This is a genomic window from Actinosynnema sp. NPDC053489 (genome assembly GCF_044544865.1).
Taxonomy (GTDB): domain Bacteria; phylum Actinomycetota; class Actinomycetes; order Mycobacteriales; family Pseudonocardiaceae; genus Actinosynnema.
This window is the reverse complement of sequence record NZ_JBITXT010000003.1, coordinates 14,821-33,715: the sequence shown is the minus strand read 5'-3', so window position 1 is coordinate 33,715 and position 18,895 is coordinate 14,821. Positions and strand designations below refer to the sequence as shown.

Here is an 18,895-nt window from a genome sequence, read left to right as displayed (position 1 = left end):
TTGTAACGGAAGGAGAATTGACCCAAGGTAATTCCGACAGCTTCCAACTAGGAAGGTCGGAATTATGTCAACGGTCAACAAACCCGCACGCCTCGCCCGTGCTTCGCGACTTCCGGCTCTTTCCCTGCTCCTGGCTGGTGCGCTGGTGGTCGGCCTGGTCACCCCCGCCGGGGCCACGCCGCCGAACATCCCGAGCACGAGCACCGCGCAGGCGGAGCTGGCCGCGCTCGCGGTCGCCGCCGAAGGCTCCACCAGCGGCTACTCGCGGGACCTGTTCCCGCACTGGAGCACCGTCTCGGGTGCCTGCAACACCCGGGAGGCGGTGCTCAAGCGCGACGGCACGAACGTGGTCACCGACGCGAGCTGCGCTGCCACCTCCGGCCGCTGGTACAGCCCCTACGACGGGGCGACCTGGAGCGCGGCCTCGGACGTGGACATCGACCACGTCGTGCCGCTGGCCGAGGCGTGGCGCTCCGGCGCGTCGTCGTGGACCACGGCGCGGCGCGAGTCGTTCGCCAACGACCTGTCCGGCCCGCAGCTCATCGCGGTCACCGACAACGTCAACCAGGCCAAGGGCGACCAGGACCCGGCGCTGTGGAAGCCGCCGCTGACGTCCTACTGGTGCACGTACGCGAAGATGTGGACGCGCTCGAAGTACAAGTGGGGTTTGAGCGTGAACTCCGCGGAGAAGTCTGCGCTGCAGAGCATGCTCGGGAGGTGCTGACGACCGATGGCCGAACTCTCTTCCGCCTTCGTTGCGGGGCCCGGTGGTGTCATGACCGACGAGGTCGGCGTGGTCACCGGTGACCTGGAGCTGCGCACCACGCTGGACAAGGGCCGGTTGCGCGCGACCGTGCGCTACGAGGGCGCGGAGGAGTGGTACGCCGTCACGGGCGCGTCGTGCCGCCTGGCCGACCCGCGCGACCACCAGGCGGTGCACGCCGTCCTGCTCGGCGTGCTGAACCGCCCGCAGGGCTAGCGCCCGGCGTCGTCGCCGCCCTTCCTGGTGAGGGGCGGCAACGACCCGGCCGCGTCCGCCCGCGACAACCCGGTGGCCTGCAACAGGTCCACGGCCACCGACCGGACCTGCGCCAGCACCACCTTGGTCGAGAAGCCCTCGCCGCCGAGCCGGTGCGCCGTGGCCGAGGCCGCCGCCTCGCGGACCGCCGCACGGGCACCCCGGGGCACGTCGCCGCGCCCCAGCTCGGTCCGCAGCAGGTCCACCGCGTCCGCGTAGCGCCGCAGCACGTCGGGCAGCACCTCGGGCACCCGCTCGCCGTCCCGCAGCGCCGCCAGCGCCCGCCGCGCCAGCACCCTGGTGTTGCGCAGCGCGTAGTCCACCGGGGCGGCGGCCGTCTCGTACCGGCCCAGCTCGTGCCGCCGGCGCCAGCGGATCGGCGCGATGGTCGCGATCTCGCCGCCCGCCCGCAGCGCCGACGCGAACTCGTTCACCGCCTCCTGGCTGTCGCGCAGCCGCGCCAGCACCCCGGCCGCCTGCACCGCGTCGTGCTCGGCCACCGCCGCCGCCACCCCGCGCAGCGCCTCGCTCAGCTCGCCGAGCACCACCTTGGCCTGCCGGTGCGCCACGGTCAGCGGGTTCGCCGGCAGCAGCGCCGTCACCGCCAGCCCGACCAGCCCGCCGACAAGCGCGTCCACCATCCGGTCCAGCCCGCCGCCGGCGGTGGGCGGCAGCAGCGTCGCCACCAGCACCGCCGACGAACCGGACTGCAGGGCGATCACCGCGCCGCCGTCCAGCAGCACCGCCGTGGACATCGCCAACGCCACGACCAGCGCGATCTGCCACGGCCCCGAGCCGATCAGGGAGATCAGCACGTCGCCGACCCCCACGCCGACGGACACGCCGACGACCAGCTCCACCACCCGCCGCAGCCGCTGCCCCAGCGACACGCCCAGGCAGACGACCGCGGCGATCGGCGCGAAGAACGGGTGCGCGTGCCCCACCACGTCGGTGGCCACCAACCAGGCCAGGCCGGCGGCGAGCCCGGCCTGGCCGATCGGCAGGGCCGTGGCGCGCCACCGCTTCAGCCTGCGCACCACCTCGTCGCGCACGGCGACCACGCGCTCAGCCCAGGCCGAGCGCGGCGGGCGCCGCCGGGTCGCTGTCGGCGAGGAACCGCCGGCAGCGCTCGTACTCCTCGGTCTCCCCGATCTCGTCGGCGGCCCGCGCCAGCGCGGCCAGCGCCCGCAGGAAGCCCTGGTTGCCCCGGTGCGACCAGGGCACCGGGCCGTGGCCCTTCCACCCGGACCGGCGCAGCTGGTCCAGGCCGCGGTGGTAGCCGGTGCGCGCGAACGCGTAGCCGGCGACGGGGTCGCCGGTCTGCAGCGCCCGCTCGGCGAGCAGCGCCCACGCCTCGCTGAAGTCGGGGTAGGCGCGGACGATCTTGGCCGGGTCGGTGCCGGCCTCGGCGGCGGCCTGCGCCTCCGGGCGGTCCGGCAGCAACGTGGGTTCGGGACCGAGCAGGTTCTCCATGCCGTCAGCTTAGGAATACCCGGGCCACCGCAGCGACCAGTGCCAGCACCACCGCGGCGGCGACGACGCCGGCCACGACCTTCTGCCCCATGGAGCACCCCTCGTCCCGGTCCGGCCCTTCTCAGCGGACTCTCAGGGCGGCACCTTTCCCCCTGCGGCCGTTCGGAGCAACGGTGATCACCTGTTAGCATGAGTCCGCCCGGAGAACTCGCAGGTCGCGGCCGTCCCCTAGGGGAACTTCCGGGAAAGACCAGGGCGGGGCACCCTTCCAGCGACCCCCACCGGGACGCATCATGGGCGGGTGAACATGGGGGTTACCAACCGCGTCGCGCGGTTCCGCGACCAGTACTGGGAGCGCGGCGAGCCGGGGCGCGGCACGCCACCCGCCCTCGTCGCCGGGCTCTACCGGCTCTGGCTGGTCGGTCTGCTGCTCAAGCTGATCGGCTCCTCGTGGGACGTGGCCTGGCACTTCAAGTGGCTGCGCGACGACCTGGCGCCGCCCCACCTGATCAACACGGCGGGCACGGTGATCGTGGTCGGCCTGACGCTGTTCCACACCTACACCGGCTACGGCGTGGACCGGACGGCGTTGCGGCTGATGCAGTGGGGCACCGGCGTGTTCCTCATCGCGCTGCCCATCGACCTGATCAACCACCGGGTCAACGGCCTGGACATCACGTCGTGGAGCGGGTCGCACGCGCTGCTGTACCTGGGCACCGCGATCATGCTGGCGGGCGCGATCCGGGGCTGGCGCGCCGGGTACCCGGCCGGTGGCCGGTGGCGGCTGTTCGGCCTGGCGGCGCTGTGGTTCTTCTTCCTGGAGAACGCCTGGTTCCCCAACCAGCACCAGGAGTACGGCGTGCTGGAGATCGCCTCGTGGGACCGGGGCGACCCGTACGCCGAGCCGAGCCTGCTGCAGTTCGCCGCCGACCAGATCGGCCGGGCCGTCGACCGGGAGTCGATGGTGCGGTTCTCGCTGCCCATCCCCGACTGGGTCTACCCGGTGTGGGGCCTGGTCGCGGCGGCCGTCGTGCTCGTGCTGGCCCGCCGGGCGATCGGCACGCCGTGGGCGGCGACGGCGGTGGCAGGCGGCTACGTCGCCTACCGCCTGCTGATCTGGCCCGTGCTCGGCCTCGCCGACTTCCCGCTCTCGGCCGTGCCGGTGTTCCTGCTGCTCGTCGGCGTGGCGGTGGACGCGGCGCACCTGGGCAGGCTGCCCGCGCCGCTGGCCGCGGTCGTCGGCTCGGCCGCCGTGACGGGCCTGGGCTACGGCGGCATCTGGGCGCAGCAGGAGCTGGACGCGGCGCCGCCGATCCTCTACCCGTCCGCGGCGGCGGCGTTCGCCGTGCTGGCCGCGGTGTGGCTGGTCGTGGACCGGGTAGCGGCCGGGCGCGCGCGCCGCGGGTCCGCCGCGACCGCCTGAGCCGCGACCACCGAGCCACCTGAGCCGCCCACCACCTGAGCCGTCCACCACCTGGGGGGCCGGAACGCGGAACGGCTCCCCCGGGGACTTCCGGGGGAGCCGTTCGCCGCGCGGGGTGAGCCGTCAGCCGGCGATCATGCGGCCGGACGACTTCAGGTGCTCGCACGCCTGGGCGATGCGGGCGGCCATGCCCTGCTCGGCGGCCTTGAGGTAGGAGCGCGGGTCGTACGCCTTCTTGTTGCCGACCTCGCCGTCCACCTTCAGCACGCCGTCGTAGTTCGCGAACATGTGACCCACGATCGGGCGGGTGAACGCGTACTGCGTGTCGGTGTCGATGTTCATCTTGATCACGCCGTACGTCACCGCCTCGTGGATCTCCTCCAGCAGCGAGCCGGAGCCGCCGTGGAAGACCAGGTCGAACGGCTTCGAGCCGGCCGGCAGGCCCAGCTTCTCGGCCACCACGTCCTGGCCCTGCTTGAGGATCTCCGGGCGCAGCTTCACGTTGCCCGGCTTGTACACGCCGTGCACGTTGCCGAACGTCGCCGCGACCAGGTAGCGGCCCTTCTCACCGGCGCCGAGGGCGTCCACCGTCTTCAGGTAGTCCTCGGGCGAGGTGTAGAGCTTCTCGTTGATCTCGTGCGCGACGCCGTCCTCCTCGCCGCCGACGACGCCCACCTCGATCTCGAGGATGATCTTCGCCTTGGCGGTGAGGTCGAGCAGCTCCGAGGCGATCTTCAGGTTCTCGTCCAGCGGCACGGCCGAGCCGTCCCACATGTGCGACTGGAACAGCGGGTTGAGCCCGCGGTCCACCCGCTCCTGGCTGATCGCGACGAGCGGCCGGACGTAGCCGTCGAGCTTGTCCTTCGGGCAGTGGTCGGTGTGCAGCGCGATGTTCACCGGGTACTTCTCGGCGACCACGTGCGCGAACTCCGCCAGCGCAACCGCGCCGGTCACCATGTCCTTGACCTTGGTGCCCGAGGCGAACTCGGCGCCGCCGGTCGAGACCTGGATGATCCCGTCGCTCTCGGCTTCCGCGAATCCGCGCAGGGCCGCGTTGAGGGTCTCGGACGAGGTGACGTTGATCGCGGGGTAGGCGAACTCGTTCGCCTTCGCGCGATCCAGCATCTCGGCGTAGACCTCGGGGGTTGCGATGGGCATCGGTGGGTCCTCCTCGGGTGCCCGGAACGCGGTGTCGGCAGCATCCTACGGCCACCGCCCGGCGAGCGAAGATGATCAGCGGCATAGTGGTGTCATGGCGATCGCACGGTGGAACGGCGAGATCATCGCCGAGAGTGAGAAGACCGAGATGGTGGAGGGGAACCACTACTTCCCCCCGGAGTCGGTGCACACCCGGTACCTCAGGCCGTCGGACACCTCGTCGGTCTGTCCCTGGAAGGGCACGGCGAGCTACTACACCCTGCACGTGAACGGCGAGGACAACCCCGACGCGGCGTGGTTCTACCCGGAACCCAAGCAGGCCGCGGCGAACATCAAGGACCACGTCGCGTTCTGGAAGGGCGTCGAGGTCTCCGACGACTAGTCCCCCAGCGCGGCCGCCAGGTCGCGCAGCGCCCGCTGGGCGTCCGGGGCGCCGACCACCTGCACGGCGACGTGGTCGGCGCCCGCCCGGTGGTGCTCGCGCAACCGCCGGGCGACCCGCTCGACCGGGCCCCACGCGACCAGGGCGTCGACCAGCCGGTCGCTGCCGCCGCCCGCCAGGTCGTCCTCGGTGAACCCGTGCCGCAGCCAGTTGCGGGTGTGGTCGGGGCGGCCCAGGTACTCGGCCAGCGCCTCCCGGCCCAGCTCGCGGGCCCGCGCCGGGTCGGCCTCCAGCACCACGTGCTGCTCGGGCGCGAGCACCACGCCCGCGCCGACGGTCTCGCGCGCCCGCGCCGTGTACTCCGGCGTCGCCAGGTACGGGTGGGCGACGCTGGTGCGGGCGGCGGCCAGCCGGAGCAGCCGCGGGCCCAGCGCGGCCAGCGCGAGCCGGTCGCGCGGCACGTCCAGCTCGTCCAGGTAGTGGATCAGCTTCTGGTAGGGGCTGTGGTGCACCTCACCGGCCAGTTCACCCTGCCCGGTGCCGATGCCGACCAGGAAGCGGTCGGTCCACGCCAGCGCCCGGTAGCCGTCGTTCACCTCGCCGGCGGGGGTGGTCCAGACGTTCATCACGGCGGTCGCCACGGTGATCTTCTCCGTGGCGTCCAGCAGGTCGGACACCGTGGTCATGACGCTTCCGTCGGGCGAACCGCCCAGCCACAGCGCCCCGAAGCCCAGCTCCTCCAGCTCGGCGGCGTCGCGGCCGCGCCCCACCCACCTCGCGGCCCGGTCCCACACGCCGTACCTGCCCAACTCGACCGTCATTTCGTCTCCCCGCGAACTAGGTGCTGACGACTGGCAACCGCGCGGACCCGCCATTTAGTCCTGGCCCCGCCGTCGGGCGCGGGCGGACCGGTCGGCTTAGCTTCGCGGCATGACGCAACTGGGAACCAGCGACCTCGACGTGTCGCGCCTGTGCCTGGGTGGCAACGTGTTCGGCTGGACCGCCGACGAGGAGACCTCGTTCGCCGTGCTGGACGCCTACGCGGCGGCCGGCGGCAACTTCGTGGACACCGCCGACGCCTACTCGGCGTGGGCCGAGGGGCACGTGGGCGGCGAGTCGGAGACGATCATCGGCCGGTGGCTGCGCGCCCGGGGCAACCGGGACGCGGTCGTGGTGGCCACCAAGGTCGGCTCGCTGCGCGGGCTCGACAACCTCCGGGCGGGGACCGTCGAGCGCGCCGCAGAGGACTCCCTGCGCCGGCTGGGCGTGGACCACATCGACCTGTACTACGCGCACAAGGACGACCCGGGCACGCCGCAGGAGGAGACCCTGGCCGCGTTCGACCGGCTCGTGCGCGCGGGCAAGGTCCGGTACGTCGCCGCGTCCAACTACACGGCCGAGCGGCTGACGTCGGCGCTGGCGGTGTCCGAGCGGGAGGGCCTGGTGAAGTTCGTCGCGCTCCAGCAGGCGTACAACCTGGTGGACCGCTCCTACGAGGGCGGGCTGTCGCGCGCGGTGGCCGACCACGGGCTGTCGTCCGCGCCCTACTGGGGCCTGGCGAAGGGCTTCCTGACCGGCAAGTACCGGCCGGGCGTCACCGTGGAGAGCGCCCGGGCCGCCGCCGCGTCGAAGTACCTCGACGACCGCGGCCTGCGGATCCTGGCGGCGCTGGACGAGGTGGCGGCGGGCCGCGGCACCACCCCGGCGGCGGTCGCCCTGGCGTGGCTGGCCGAGCAGCCGACGGTGGCCTCGCCGATCGCGTCGGCGCGCACCGCGGAGCAGCTGGCCGACCTCCTGCCGGCGCTGGAGCTGGAGCTGGAGGCCGACGAGGTGGCGGTCCTGACCGAGGCCAGTGCCGTTTAACTCACCAGTAGCTTACTGGCGGTAAGTTGCGTTACGGTGGCCTCCTCGTGCTCCGAGCTTGAGGAGGTCACCGTGGACGTCGCGGGCAAGGTTGTCCTGATCACCGGCGCGGCCAGGGGCATCGGCGCGGAAGTGGCGCGGCGGTTGGCCGCCAAGGGCGCGAAGCTCGCCCTGGTCGGCCTGGAGGGCGACCGGCTGCGCGAGGTGGCCCGCGAGTGCGGCGGCGAGGCGTGGGAGGCCGACGTCACCGACTGGCGGGCGCTGGAGGCCGCGGTGGCCGGCGTGGTCGAGCGCTTCGGCGGCATCGACGTGGTCGTGGCGAACGCGGGCGTGGCCGCCACCGGGTTCATCCGGTCGATGGACCCCGCCGCGTTCGAGCGGGTGATCGAGGTGAACCTGCTCGGGGTGTGGCGCACGGTCCGCACGTGCCTGCCGCACCTGGTCGCGAGCCGCGGCTACTGCCTCGTCGTGTCGTCCCTGGCGGCGATCGTGCACATCCCGGGCAACGCGGCCTACTCCGCCGCGAAGGCGGGCTGCGAGGCGTTCGCCGACAGCCTGCGCGCCGAGGTGCGGCACCTGGGCGTGGACGTCGGCGTGGCGTACTTCTCGTGGATCTCCACCGACATGGTCGACAGCGCCGACGAGCACCCGGTGTTCGGGCCGCTGCGCCGCGGCATGCCCGGTCCGGCCGGCCGGAAGTACCCGGTCGCGGACGTGGGCCGGGCGGTGGTCCGGGGCATCACCCGGCGGTCGAGGGCCGTGCACGTGCCCGGCTGGGTCGGCGGGCTGAAGCTCCTGCGCGCGCTCACGCCGAAGGTGGTCGACCGGCAGGCGGCCCGGCAGGTGCCCGCCGCCGACCGCGAGATGGCGGCGAACGACCTGTCCGGCCTGGTCGGGCCGGGCGGGGCGGCCGCCGCCGCCGAGGTGCGCGGCGACTAGAGCCAGACGCCCATGAGCGCCTGCCACTCGTGCACGCGCGTCTCCCTCACCACGCCCGCGGGCGTGTACGGGTCGGCGGCGAGGACCTCGCGCAACTCGGCCTCGTCGGCGACCTCGTAGACCAGCAGGGCGCCCGACTGGTCGGCGTACGGGCCGGACACCAGCAGCACGCCCCGCTCGACCAGGGTGGCCAGGTACTCGCGGTGCGCGGGCCGGACCGCCATCCGCTCGTCCTGGTTGTCGCCGAACACCAACTCGACCGCGAACCGAGCCATCGAATGCCCACCTCCGTTGTGCAGCGCCGCGCCGAAGCTACCGCGTGACGGGGTAACGTCTTTTCCGTGGTCGGTCCCGATCGGAACAGCGGCGGCATCGCGCGTGTGCAGGACACGCTGACGAACCTGCGGATCCAGGACGGCGCGGCCCCGGCCCCGACCGGTCCGCTGACCCTGGAGGACCTGTACCGCCAGCACCGGATGCGGTTGGTGCGGCTGGCGCTGCTGCTCGTGGACGAGCCCGCCACCGCGGAGGACGTGGTCCAGGAGGCGTTCACCGGCCTGCACCGCAACTGGTCGAACCTGCGCGACGCGCAGGCCGCCGTCGGGTACCTGCGCACGGCGGTCGTCAACGGCTCGCGCAGCGTCCTGCGCCGGCGCAAGACGGCCCGCGACTACACCCCGCCGCACGTGGCGAACGCCCGGTCGGCGGAGAGCCTCGCCATGCTGACCGCCGAGCACCAGGCCGTGGTGCGGGCGCTGTCCCAGCTGCCGCCGCGGCAGCGCGAGGTGCTCGTGCTGCGGTACTACGGCGACCTGTCCGAGGCCGAGATCGCCGAGGCCACGGGCATCAGCAAGGGCACGGTGAAGAGCACGGCGAGCCGCGCGCTGGACGCGCTGCAGAAGATCATGGCGGGCAGCTGACGCCCTGAGAACCGGGCACCGCGGGCGGGCGCGACCTCCCGCCGCGGGCCGTGCGGGGACCGCCGGTCCCGGTCCGACCGCGCCCGCGCCCCGGCCGCCGGCACCCGAAACCGTCTCGTCGGGCACCCAAGACGGACCCAATCGGACACTTGGTATAGACCAATGGCGGTCGGATGGCGCAGTATCGGTCCTCGTGGCGCGCACAGGACACGTGATAGCCGTCGACGTCGGCGGAACGGGGATGAAGGCCGCGCTCGTCGCCGACGGCCCCGACGGGGTGCGGGCGGTCGAGCAGCGGCGCCGCCCCACGCGACCCGGCGGGGACGCGGTGGTCGAGGACGTCACCGACCTGGTCGAGGAGCTGCGCGCCGCCTCCGGGCGGCCGGTGGACGCCGTCGGGCTGGTGGTGCCGGGCATCGTGGACGAGGCGAAGGGCACCGGTGTCTACTCGGCCAACCTCGGCTGGACCGACTACCCGTTCCGCGAGCGGGTCGAGGCGGCCACCGGGCTGCCCACCGCGTTCGGCCACGACGTGCGCGCCGGCGGGCTCGCCGAGCTGCGCCAGGGCAACGCCCGCGACCTGGTCGACGCGGTGATCATGCCCATCGGCACCGGCATCGCCGCCGCCCTCGTCCTGGGCGGCCAAGTGTCGTCCGCGCCCGGCGAGGTCGGGCACGTCGACGTCGGCCACGGCGACCCGTGCGGCTGCGGCCAGACCGGGTGCGTCGAGGCGCGGGCGAGCAGCGCCGCCATCGCCCGCCGCTACACCGCCCGCACGGGCCGCCGCGTCGCCGGCGCGGCGGAGGTGGCGGGACTGCTGGCCGCGGGCGACCCGGACGCGGCGGTGGTGTGGCGCGAGGCGGTGGACGCGCTCGCGCGCGGCATCCTGCTGGTGGCCGCGCTGCTGGGGCCGCAGGCCGTGGTGCTGGGCGGCGGCCTGGCGCTGGCGGGTCCGAGGCTGACGGATCCGCTGGGCGCGCGGCTGGACGAGCTGACCACGTTCCAGCGGCGCCCGGAACTGCGGCTGGCGGCGTTGGGCGACGAGGCCGGGTGCCTCGGGGCCGCGCTGCTGGCCATCGACATGCTGGAGGAGAGATGAGCACGTGGGGTGGACCCGTCGACGTGACCCTGACCGGTGGTCGGGTCGTCACGCCCGACGGGGTGCTCGACCGGGGGTGGCTGGCGGTGCGCGACGGCCTGATCGCGGCCGTCGGCGAGGGGGCGCCGCCGGAGGGCCCGACCAGGGACGTCGCGGGCGGCTGGCTGGTGCCGGGCTTCGTCGACATCCACTGCCACGGCGGCGGTGGTGAGGCGTTCACCAGCGCCGACCCCGCCCGGGTGGTCAAGGCGGCGAACGCGCACCGCCGGCACGGCACCACGACGCTGCTGGCCAGCCTGGTGTCCCGGCCCATCCCGGAGCTGGTCGAGCAGGTCCGGGCGCTGGGCGAGCTGGTGCGCGACGACGTGGTGGCCGGCATCCACCTCGAAGGGCCGTTCCTGTCCGCCGCGCGGTGCGGCGCGCACGACCCGGCGATCCTGTGCCCGCCCGACCGGGGCTCGATCGACAAGCTGCTGGACGCGGGCGGCGGCTCGGTCCGCATGATCACCGTCGCGCCGGAGCTGGAGCACGGCGTGGACGCGGTGCGCCACCTCGTCGACAACGATGTCCTGGCCGCGATCGGCCACACCGACGCCACCGAGGCCCAGATCCGCCCCGCCGTCGAGGCGGGCGCCAGCGTGGCCACGCACCTGTTCAACGGGATGCGGCCGCTGCACCACCGCGAGCCCGGCCCGATCGGCGCCCTGCTCGACGACGAGCGCGTCACCGTGGAGCTGATCTGCGACCTGGTGCACCTGCACCCGACCGCGGTGCGCCTGGCCGCGCGGCACGCGGGCACCGACCGGACGGTGCTGGTCACGGACGCGATCGCGGCGGCGGGCGTCGGCGACGGCGTGTACGACGTGGGCGGCCTGGAGGTGCGGGTGGTGGACGGCGTGCCGACGCTCGCGGGCGGCGCGTCCCTCGCCGGCAGCACGCTGACCATGGACGCCGCGTTCCGCAACGCGGTGCAGTCGTGCGGCCTGACCGTGCCCGAGGCGGTGCGCGCCACCTCGACCCACCCCGCCCGGCTGCTCGGGCTGCAGGACCGCACGGGCGAGCTGCGCGCCGGCCTCGCGGCCGACGTCGTGGTGCTGGACGAGGAGCTGAGGCCGCGCGAGGTCATGGCGCGGGGCGCCTGGGTAGCCTCCGGGGGAACCGGAACCACGACGAGGGACTGACCGGGTGCCCGAAGACCACGAGAAGCTGGTGGCCGACGCGCTGCGCGCCCAGGCCACCAGCTCCGGCGCGCACCCCCGCGTGCCCGCCCGACCGGCCCGCCCGTCGCTCGGCGCGGGCTGGGTGCTGCTGCTCGCCGTGCTGCTCGGGCTGGCCGCGGGCACCGTCGTGGCGGTCATGACGCTCGGGTGATGCCTGTACCGTGGTCGCCGTGACGGTCGCGCTCACCTCCACGGTTGCCCTCGGTCCCGAATGGCTCGACCCGCAGGTCCTGCTCAAGGGGCTCGGCCCGTACATGCTGATCGGGCTGTGCTTCATCGTCTTCGCGGAGTGCGGCCTGCTGGTGGGCTTCTTCCTGCCCGGCGACTCGCTGCTGTTCACCGCGGGCCTGTTCGTGGCCTCGGGCGTGCTGGAGTACCCGCTGTGGCTGGTGTGCGTGTTGCTCACGGCGTGCGCGCTGGCGGGCAACGTGGTCGGCTACTGGATCGGCCACCGGGCGGGACCGGCGCTGTTCGCCAAGCCCGAGTCGAAGGTCTTCAAGAAGGAGTACGTCGACAAGACGCACGAGTTCTTCGACAAGTACGGCGCCCGCGCGATCGTGATGGCCCGGTTCGTGCCGATCGTGCGCACGTTCATCACCGCCATGGCGGGCGTCGGCCGGATGGACCCGCGCAAGTACTTCACGTACTCGCTGATCGGCGGCGTCGCGTGGGCCGCGGGCCTGACCGTGCTGGGCTACTTCCTCGGCCAGATCGCGTTCGTGCGCGAGAACCTCGAGATGATGCTGGTCCTGATCGTGGCGGTCTCGGTCGTGCCGATCGTCATCGAGATCCTCAAGGCGCGGCGGGAGAAGAAGTCGCTGCTCGCCCAGGAGGCGGCCGACATCACCCAGGTCATCGAGCGGGTGGACGACACGCAGCGCATCAGGCCGGTCGACTGACCTCCCGCCTCACCCGAGGGCGTCGAACATCGAGCCGGGGTTGAACAGGTTGTCCGGGTCCAGCGCCCGCTTGATCGCGCGGTGCGCCCGCAGGCCGACGGGCCCGATCTCGCGCGCCAGCCACTCCCGCTTGATCTTGCCGACACCGTGCTCGCCGGTGATCGTGCCGCCCAGCGCGAGCCCCAGGCCCAGGATCTCGTCGAACGCCCGCCTGGCGCGCGCGAACTCCTCCGCCGAGCCGGGGTCGTACACGATCGTGGGGTGCATGTTGCCGTCGCCGGCGTGCCCGACCACGGCGATGCGCAACCCGACCGACTCGCCGATCCGCTCGCACCCGGCGATCAGCTCGGCGATCCTCGTCCGCGGCACGCACACGTCGTCGGTCAGCCACGCGCCCAGCACCTCCAGCGCGTTGAGCACGGCCCGCCGCGCCGCGAGCAGGTCACGCCCCTCGCCCAGGTCCTCGGTCGCGTAGACGAGCTGCGCGCCCGCCGCCTCGCACGCCTGCTCGATCGCGGCCAGCTCGCGCCGCCCCGCCTCGCCGCCGGAGTCGGACTGGCACAGCAGCAGCGCCGCGTCGGCGTTCAGGTCGGTCCTGAGGTACTGCTCGACGGCCCGGATGGAGGTGCGGTCCATGATCTCCATCAGCGACGGCACGACGCCCTCGGCCACCACCCGGCTCACGGCCGCGCCCGCGTCGGCCGTGCTGCCGAACGCGGCCACCAGCGTCACCGGTGCCTGCGGCAGCGGGCGCAGCGCCAGGGTGGCGCGGGTGATCACGCCGAGCGTGCCCTCGCTGCCGACGAACAGCTTGGTCAGGTCGTACCCGGCGACGCCCTTGACGGTCCGCCGCCCGGTGCGCAGCAGCTCGCCGTCGGCCAGCACCACGTCGAGCCCGAGCACGGAGTCCGTGGTCACGCCGTACTTCACGCAGCACAGCCCGCCCGCGTTGGTGGACAGGTTGCCGCCGATCGTGCACCAGTCGTAGCTGGACGGGTCGGGCGGGTAGAACAGCCCGTGCTTCTCGACCGCGGCGCGCAGGTCGAGGTTCACCACCCCCGGCTCGACCACGGCCACCCGGTTGTCCGGGTCGACCTCCACGATCGCGTTCATCTTCGTGGTCACCAGCACCACGCAGCCGTCGACGGCGTTCGCCGCGCCGGACAGGCCGCTGCCCGCGCCGCGCGGCACGATCGGGGTGCGCGCCGCCGCGCACGCCCGCACGACCGCCCGGACCTGGTCCGCGGACGTCGGCAGGACGACGGCCAGCGGTTGCCCGTGGGGCGCCAGGGGCATCATGTCGCGCCGGTAGGCCGCGGTGACGTCGGTGTCGGTCAGCACCGCGTCGGGGCCGACGGCGGAGCGCAGTTCGGCGAGCAGGGCCTCCATCCCACCACGCTAACCCGCGTGACGCCGATCACTCCAGCCCGTGTTCGCGCCCGCACGCACCGCAGCGACGCCGAGGCTTCCACAAGGCGTTATCCCCGTGTCGCCCTGTCCCGGACCCGGTCCCACGTAGGCTGCGTGGTGTGGTGTTGTCCGCATCGTCCGAGGCTGTCGCATTCGTTCAGCTCGATTCCGCAGGCCCGCTGGCCGTGTGGTTGATCACGCTGAGCTTCATCTTCTTCGAGTGCGCGTTCGTCTTCGGCCTGTTCCTGCCCGGCGACTCGTTGCTGTTCGCCGCCGGTGTGGTGCTCGCGTCGCACGACAGCGAGCTGTCGGCCTGGCTGCTGTCGGGGGCCGCGCTCGTCGTGGCCGTCGTCGGCAACCAGATCGGCTACTACATCGGCAGGCACACCGGCACGCGTCTGCTGGCCCGCCGCGGCGGCAAGGTGCTCAACAAGCAGAACCTCGCCAAGGCCCGCGACTTCCTCGACCGACGAGGCTTCTGGGCGGTCGTGCTCGCCCGGTGGATCCCCTGGGTCCGCACGCTCGCGCCCATGATCGCGGGTGCGGCGCGGATGGACCCGAAGCGGTTCATGCTCGCCACGACGCTCGGCGCGATCGCCTGGGTGCCGACGCTGGTGCTGGCCGGCTACTACGGCGCGGGCCTGCTGACGGCCGTGCCGTGGCTGGAGACGGTCGCCGTGGTCATCAGCATCGCGTTCTTCGTCGGCGGCACCGCCTACGGCTTGTACCGGTACCGCCAGGAGATGCGCAAGCCGGTGGACGAGGAGGTCGGCGCGTCCTCCTGACGGGCTACAGCACCTCGGTGATCACCAGGTCCGCAGCGGACCTGGACGCGTTCACCATCAGCGCGTTCACGTGGTCGGTGCCGTGGAGCACGCGTTCGCGCGCCTCCTCCACCGACCGGCCGTACCGGACGTGCCGGTCGATCAGCCGCGCCACCCGCAGGTCCTCGTCGAGCGCCAGGAACCACGCCTCGTCCAGCACCACCCGCACGCGCTTCCACTTGTCGTACTGGAGCAGCAGGTAGTTGCCCTCGGTGACGACCAGCGGCACGGACGGGTCGACCGGCACGGCGCACGCGATCGGCTCCTCGATCTCCCGGCGGAACTCCGGCGCGTAGACCACGTCCGGCCCGCACGCCTTCAGCCTGCCGAGCAGGTCGACGTAGCCGGGGACGTCGAACGTGTCCGGCGCGCCCTTGCGGTCGGCCGAGCCGAGCCGCTCCAGCTCCCGCTGGGCCAGGTGGAAGCCGTCCATGCCGACCAGGGCGGCGTCGTCGCCCAGCGCCTCGACCAGCCGGCGCGCCAGCGTCGACTTGCCCGAGCCCGGCGCGCCGCCGATGCCCAGGAGCCTGCGCTCGCCGGTGTCCACCAGCAGCCGCGCCCGGTCGACCAGCTCGTCGAACCTCATCCGCCGTTCCGCCACCGTCCCAGCCCCTCCACCCAGTCCCGCGCGGTGTGGCGCACCCGCACCGCGGCGACCTCGTTGGCCCACCGTACGGCGTCGTCCACCGCCACGCCCCGGGCGACCGCGACCGCCAGCGCGCCGTGCCACACGTCGCCCGCGCCGTTGGTGTCGCGCACCCGGACAACGGGTACCGGCCGGGAGCCGGTGGCACCACCCAGCGACCAGGTGACGGGGCGCGGGCCGTGCGTGCGGATCACCAGCGGCACGCCCCGCGCGTGCACCTCGGCCTCCGACAGCGCGAACGAGGCCGAGCACGCGGCCACGTCCACCAGCGGCAGCAGCTCGTCCAGCACGGGTTTCCAGCTGCCCGCGTCGAGCACCACGGGCACGCCGGCGCGGCGGGCGTGCCGTGCGGCGACCAGGGCGAGCGGCCCGAGGTGGCCGTCCACGAGCACCACGTCGGCCGCCTCGACGAGCGCCGGGTCCACCACCGGGTCCACGTCGAGGCCCGCGGCGTTGCGCGAGACCACGGTCCGCTCGCCGTCGCGCTCCCGGACCGCGACCATGCTCAGCGCCGGGCCGCCCGCGCCCACCGACCGCACCTCGACGGGGTGCAGCCGGGACCGGGCGAAGTCGCCCAGCTCGCCGCCCAGCGCGGTCAGCAGCACGGCCCGGTGGCCCAGCGCGGCCACCGCCCGCGCGGCGTTCGCCGCCGGCCCGCCGGGCGCCAGGTGCACGTCGAGCGACTGCACCTTCTGCCCGGGCGCGGGGAACTCCTCGACGAGCTGGGTCACGTCGACCGTCGTCAGCCCGACACACAGCACCGCGACCACGTCCTGCCCTCCCAACGGGGTAAAGTCCCCACGCAATCGCTTGCGCCGGCCCGAACGGGGACGAGTCCATGGTCACCATGCGGGAGGTCGCCCAGCTCGCCGGCGTCTCCATCACCACGGTCTCACACGTGATCAACGAGACCAGGCCGGTCGCCGCCGCGACCCGGGACCGGGTGCTGAAGGCGATCGAGGAGACCGGCTACACCGGCGACGCCATCGCCCGCTCGCTGGTGACCGGCGGCACGAAGTCCCTGGGCCTCGCGGTGTCGCTGGTGTCGCACCCGTACTTCGCCGAGCTGATCGCGGCGATCGAGAGCGAGGCGACCGCCGCCGGCTACACGCTGGTGCTGATCGACACCCGCGACTCGGCCGAGTCCGAGCAGGCCGCGGTGCGGATGCTCCGCTCGCGCCGGGTGGACGGGGTGCTGCTCACACCGACGTCGGGGTCGGCCGCGCTGCCGGAGCTGCGCCGGCTGGGCGTGCCGACGGTGCTGGTGGACCGGCTGACCGTGGCCAAGGACGTCGACCAGGTGGGCCCGGAGAACGTGCAGGCCACGTCCACCCTGGTCCGGCACCTCGCCGAGCTGGGGCACCGGCGGATCGGGCTGGTGTCGGGCCAGCCGGGCCTCGCGACCACCGACGAGCGGGTGCTCGGCTACCGGCTCGGCCTGGGCCGGGCGGGGCTGGCGTGGGACGAGGACCTGGTGCGGCCGGCGCTGGAGCCGCTGCTCGGCCGGGTCACGGGCGTGGTGGTGAACGACCACCAGGTGCTGATCGACGTGCTGCACGCGGCACGCGCGCGGGGCGTGCGGATCGGCGCGGACCTGGCCCTGGTCACCTACGACGAGGTGGAGTGGGCCGAGCTGGTCGACCCGCCGCTGACCGCGATGGCGCAGCCGGTGGAGGAGATCGGGCGGCGGGCGGTGCGGCTGCTGCTGGCGCGCATCGCGGACCCGGAGCGGGCCCCGGAGACGATCCGGCTGCCGCCCGTGCTGCGGCACCGCCGGTCGTGCGGCTGCCACTGACGGTCGCCACCGACGAGCTGCCACCGACGGCGCTCAGGTCCGCGCGGGCAGGACGTCGTTGCGCTCCAGCAGGGCGGCGGCCTCCAGCGCCATCCACCCGCCGAGCTGGACGGACAGGTCGCGCTCGGGCTCGCGCCCGGACGGCCTGACCGCGGGCCGCGCCCAGTCCGGGCCGAACAGCGGCCCGCTCACCACCGCCGTCCGGTTGGCCCACACCGCCTCCGCGGAGCGGTGCACGAGGTCCGCCGCCGTCGCCGCCTGCGGCCGGTCCAGGCGCAGCGCCGCCTGCGCCAGGTAGCGGGTGAGGATGCCGCCGAACAGGCCGCCGTCACCCCCGCCGTGCCCGCGCAGCACGCCGTCGGCGGCCAGGTGCTTGTCCACGGCGTCGACGATCCGCGCCGCCTTGTCCTGGTAGCGACCGCCCAGCTCGACGCACGCGCCGAGCAGGACGCCCTGGCAGTAGGTGTAGAAGTTCTTCTCGACCTCGCGGACCGTGCCGTCGGGGCGCACGTGCAGCCCGTCCCACGCCAGCCCGGTCTCCGGGTCGACCAGGGCCTCCTCGACCCAGTTCACGATGGACCGCGCGCGGCCGAGGTCGGCCCGCGCGCCCAGTCGGGCGAAGAAGATCGCGGCCGGGCCGTTGGCGGGCACGTTCTTGAAGTCGTCGTCGCGCCGCCACCAGATGCCGCCGCCGCCGTGGTCGGTCCAGCCGGCGCGCAGCCGGTCGGCGATCGCGGTGACGGCCCGGGGCCGCGCGACGCCGACCTCCCGCTCGGCGCGCAGCAGCGCCAGGCCGAGCCACGCCACGTCGTCGTAGAAGTCGTTGGTCCAGCCGACCAGGTTGCGCAGCCGGATGCCGCGCACGAGCCGCCGCACCAGCGCCACGCGCGCCTGCTTCGGCGAGCGGAGCTGGGCGTCCAGCACGCAGTCGAGCAGGTGCGCCTGCCACCAGTAGCTGAACCGGACGTGCGCCCGGCCCGACCAGTCGAGGGGCCAGGCGACCGCGCCGAGGACCGTGCCCGGCACTCCCCAGACCCGACGCAGGTGCCGGGACTCGACCGCGCGTTCGGCGACGCCGGCGCGCGCGGCCAGGAGCTTGGGTGAGGTCACGCCACCAGCGTGCCGACTGAACCGTTCAAGAAGCTCGTCGGAACAGTTCCCAGTGGTAGAGGCCCATGGCGACGCTGGTGGTCAGGTTGTAGCTGGACACCTTCGGGCGCATGGGCAGCGAGACCACGAGGTCGGCGCGGTCCCGCACCAGCGCCGACAGCCCGTGGCGCTCGGAGCCGAAGGCCAGCACGGCGTCGTCGGGGATCCGCACGTCCCGCAGGTCCCGGCCGCCGGCGTCGAACGCGATCACCGTCCCGTCGACGTCGTCCACCCCCGACAACCGCCCGACGGGCAGCGCGAAGTGCAACCCGGCGCTGCCGCGCAGGACGTTCGGGTGCCACGGGTCGACGTCGCCCAGGGACACGACCCCGCCGGCCCCGAGCCCGGCCGCCACCCGGATGACCGCGCCGAAGTTGCCGAGGTTGCGCGGGTTGTCCAGCAGCACGAGGGGCGCGCCGCGCGGTGCGACCGGTCCGGGCGCGGGCCGTTCGGCGATCCCGCCGACCCCGGTCGGGTGACCCCGCCCGATCACCCGCTCGAACTCCGCGCGCGTCACCACCGCGGCCCGCTCGAAGACCTCCACCAGGTCGGGCGCGTGCGTCCGCGCCAACCCGACCGCCGCGTCCCGGTCGAGCACCACCACGGTCCCCACCACCGCCCCGAACCGAACCGCGTGCTTGACGGCGTGAAACCCCTCGAGGACCACTCGCTGTTCC

General features: G+C 73.8%; 23 protein-coding genes. 13 read left to right on the top strand and 10 right to left on the bottom strand.

Going from position 1 to position 18,895, the window contains the following annotated elements:
• Positions 1 to 64 precede the first annotated feature (64 nt).
• Together ACIGNX_RS06695 and ACIGNX_RS06690 are read left to right on the top strand one after the other, a co-directional pair.
• The gene (locus ACIGNX_RS06695) at positions 65 to 724 is read left to right on the top strand and encodes an HNH endonuclease family protein (RefSeq protein ID WP_396537081.1); all 660 of its coding nucleotides are present in this window, start codon (positions 65 to 67) and stop codon (positions 722 to 724) included.
• A 51-nt stretch (positions 725 to 775) separates the two neighbouring features.
• Positions 776 to 979, top strand: coding sequence for a hypothetical protein (locus ACIGNX_RS06690; RefSeq protein WP_396537079.1), 204 nt, complete (start codon positions 776 to 778; stop codon positions 977 to 979).
• Here ACIGNX_RS06690 and ACIGNX_RS06685 read toward each other — a convergent pair.
• Together ACIGNX_RS06685 and ACIGNX_RS06680 are read right to left on the bottom strand one after the other, a co-directional pair.
• Complete coding sequence (locus ACIGNX_RS06685; protein ID WP_396537077.1) at positions 976 to 2,079, bottom strand: aromatic acid exporter family protein; 1,104 nt, start codon at positions 2,077 to 2,079, stop codon at positions 976 to 978. The genes ACIGNX_RS06690 and ACIGNX_RS06685 overlap by 4 nt on opposite strands.
• A gap of 4 nt (positions 2,080 to 2,083) precedes the next feature.
• Positions 2,084 to 2,491, bottom strand: a complete 408-nt coding sequence (locus ACIGNX_RS06680; protein ID WP_396537075.1) for a DUF3151 domain-containing protein — start codon at positions 2,489 to 2,491, stop codon at positions 2,084 to 2,086.
• Between the two features lie 307 nt (positions 2,492 to 2,798).
• Between ACIGNX_RS06680 and ACIGNX_RS06675 the strand changes: the two genes are divergently transcribed.
• Complete coding sequence (locus tag ACIGNX_RS06675; protein ID WP_396538170.1) at positions 2,799 to 3,914, top strand: hypothetical protein; 1,116 nt, start codon at positions 2,799 to 2,801, stop codon at positions 3,912 to 3,914.
• Between the two features lie 123 nt (positions 3,915 to 4,037).
• Here ACIGNX_RS06675 and fbaA read toward each other — a convergent pair whose 3' ends face one another.
• A complete protein-coding gene (fbaA, locus tag ACIGNX_RS06670) occupies positions 4,038 to 5,072 on the bottom strand; it encodes a class II fructose-bisphosphate aldolase (protein WP_387485307.1) in 1,035 nt (344 codons plus the stop codon).
• Positions 5,073 to 5,166: 94 nt separating this feature from the next.
• Between fbaA and ACIGNX_RS06665 the strand changes: the two genes are divergently transcribed.
• Complete coding sequence (locus ACIGNX_RS06665) at positions 5,167 to 5,454, top strand: DUF427 domain-containing protein (RefSeq protein ID WP_396537073.1); 288 nt, start codon at positions 5,167 to 5,169, stop codon at positions 5,452 to 5,454.
• Here the strand turns inward: ACIGNX_RS06665 and ACIGNX_RS06660 are convergent.
• Positions 5,451 to 6,275, bottom strand: a complete 825-nt coding sequence (locus ACIGNX_RS06660; RefSeq protein ID WP_396537071.1) for a TIGR03620 family F420-dependent LLM class oxidoreductase — start codon at positions 6,273 to 6,275, stop codon at positions 5,451 to 5,453. The two genes, ACIGNX_RS06665 and ACIGNX_RS06660, sit on opposite strands and share 4 nt — an antisense overlap.
• 109 nt (positions 6,276 to 6,384) lie before the next feature.
• On the opposite strand from ACIGNX_RS06660, the gene ACIGNX_RS06655 reads away from it, so the two are divergent.
• Both ACIGNX_RS06655 and ACIGNX_RS06650 read left to right on the top strand, forming a co-directional pair.
• Entirely contained in the window at positions 6,385 to 7,317 is a 933-nt protein-coding gene (locus ACIGNX_RS06655) for an aldo/keto reductase (protein ID WP_396537069.1), read from the top strand.
• Between the two features lie 72 nt (positions 7,318 to 7,389).
• Positions 7,390 to 8,256 carry an SDR family oxidoreductase gene (locus ACIGNX_RS06650; protein WP_396537067.1) on the top strand — a complete coding sequence of 289 codons (867 nt, stop codon included), beginning with the start codon at positions 7,390 to 7,392 and terminating at the stop codon, positions 8,254 to 8,256.
• Here the strand turns inward: ACIGNX_RS06650 and ACIGNX_RS06645 are convergent.
• Positions 8,253 to 8,531 carry a YciI family protein gene (locus tag ACIGNX_RS06645; RefSeq protein ID WP_396537065.1) on the bottom strand — a complete coding sequence of 93 codons (279 nt, stop codon included), beginning with the start codon at positions 8,529 to 8,531 and terminating at the stop codon, positions 8,253 to 8,255. The two genes, ACIGNX_RS06650 and ACIGNX_RS06645, sit on opposite strands and share 4 nt — an antisense overlap.
• A 66-nt stretch (positions 8,532 to 8,597) precedes the next feature.
• On the opposite strand from ACIGNX_RS06645, the gene ACIGNX_RS06640 reads away from it, so the two are divergent.
• The 5 genes from ACIGNX_RS06640 to ACIGNX_RS06620 all read left to right on the top strand — a co-directional run bounded on the left by ACIGNX_RS06640 (position 8,598) and on the right by ACIGNX_RS06620 (position 12,394).
• Entirely contained in the window at positions 8,598 to 9,176 is a 579-nt protein-coding gene (locus ACIGNX_RS06640; RefSeq protein WP_396537063.1) for a SigE family RNA polymerase sigma factor, read from the top strand.
• A gap of 193 nt (positions 9,177 to 9,369) precedes the next feature.
• The gene (locus ACIGNX_RS06635; protein WP_396537061.1) at positions 9,370 to 10,275 is read left to right on the top strand and encodes an ROK family protein; all 906 of its coding nucleotides are present in this window, start codon (positions 9,370 to 9,372) and stop codon (positions 10,273 to 10,275) included.
• On the top strand, positions 10,272 to 11,456 hold the full coding sequence (nagA, locus tag ACIGNX_RS06630; protein WP_396537059.1) for an N-acetylglucosamine-6-phosphate deacetylase: 1,185 nt from the start codon (positions 10,272 to 10,274) through the stop codon (positions 11,454 to 11,456). Before ACIGNX_RS06635 ends, nagA begins: the two co-directional genes overlap by 4 nt.
• A gap of 4 nt (positions 11,457 to 11,460) precedes the next feature.
• Positions 11,461 to 11,646 (top strand): hypothetical protein, encoded by a 186-nt coding sequence (locus ACIGNX_RS06625; RefSeq protein WP_396537057.1) that lies wholly within the window; start codon positions 11,461 to 11,463, stop codon positions 11,644 to 11,646.
• Positions 11,647 to 11,656: 10 nt separating this feature from the next.
• Positions 11,657 to 12,394 carry a DedA family protein gene (locus tag ACIGNX_RS06620; protein ID WP_396537055.1) on the top strand — a complete coding sequence of 246 codons (738 nt, stop codon included), beginning with the start codon at positions 11,657 to 11,659 and terminating at the stop codon, positions 12,392 to 12,394.
• Between the two features lie 9 nt (positions 12,395 to 12,403).
• On the opposite strand, the gene ACIGNX_RS06615 is transcribed toward ACIGNX_RS06620, so the two are convergent.
• Entirely contained in the window at positions 12,404 to 13,783 is a 1,380-nt protein-coding gene (locus ACIGNX_RS06615; RefSeq protein WP_396537053.1) for an FAD-binding oxidoreductase, read from the bottom strand.
• Positions 13,784 to 13,923: 140 nt separating this feature from the next.
• Between ACIGNX_RS06615 and ACIGNX_RS06610 the strand changes: the two genes are divergently transcribed.
• Positions 13,924 to 14,589, top strand: coding sequence for a DedA family protein (locus ACIGNX_RS06610; RefSeq protein WP_396537051.1), 666 nt, complete (start codon positions 13,924 to 13,926; stop codon positions 14,587 to 14,589).
• A gap of 4 nt (positions 14,590 to 14,593) precedes the next feature.
• On the opposite strand, the gene ACIGNX_RS06605 is transcribed toward ACIGNX_RS06610, so the two are convergent.
• Entirely contained in the window at positions 14,594 to 15,214 is a 621-nt protein-coding gene (locus ACIGNX_RS06605; RefSeq protein WP_396537049.1) for a nucleoside/nucleotide kinase family protein, read from the bottom strand.
• Positions 15,211 to 16,035 carry a PfkB family carbohydrate kinase gene (locus ACIGNX_RS06600; RefSeq protein ID WP_396538168.1) on the bottom strand — a complete coding sequence of 275 codons (825 nt, stop codon included), beginning with the start codon at positions 16,033 to 16,035 and terminating at the stop codon, positions 15,211 to 15,213. The genes ACIGNX_RS06605 and ACIGNX_RS06600 overlap by 4 nt, the downstream gene beginning before the upstream one ends.
• A gap of 77 nt (positions 16,036 to 16,112) precedes the next feature.
• On the opposite strand from ACIGNX_RS06600, the gene ACIGNX_RS06595 reads away from it, so the two are divergent.
• On the top strand, positions 16,113 to 17,069 hold the full coding sequence (locus ACIGNX_RS06595; protein ID WP_396537047.1) for a LacI family DNA-binding transcriptional regulator: 957 nt from the start codon (positions 16,113 to 16,115) through the stop codon (positions 17,067 to 17,069).
• A 33-nt stretch (positions 17,070 to 17,102) separates the two neighbouring features.
• Here ACIGNX_RS06595 and ACIGNX_RS06590 read toward each other — a convergent pair whose 3' ends face one another.
• Positions 17,103 to 18,179, bottom strand: a complete 1,077-nt coding sequence (locus ACIGNX_RS06590) for a glycoside hydrolase family 76 protein (protein WP_396537045.1) — start codon at positions 18,177 to 18,179, stop codon at positions 17,103 to 17,105.
• Between the two features lie 25 nt (positions 18,180 to 18,204).
• Positions 18,205 to 18,822, bottom strand: coding sequence for a TrmH family RNA methyltransferase (locus tag ACIGNX_RS06585; protein ID WP_396537043.1), 618 nt, complete (start codon positions 18,820 to 18,822; stop codon positions 18,205 to 18,207).
• Positions 18,823 to 18,895 lie beyond the last annotated feature (73 nt).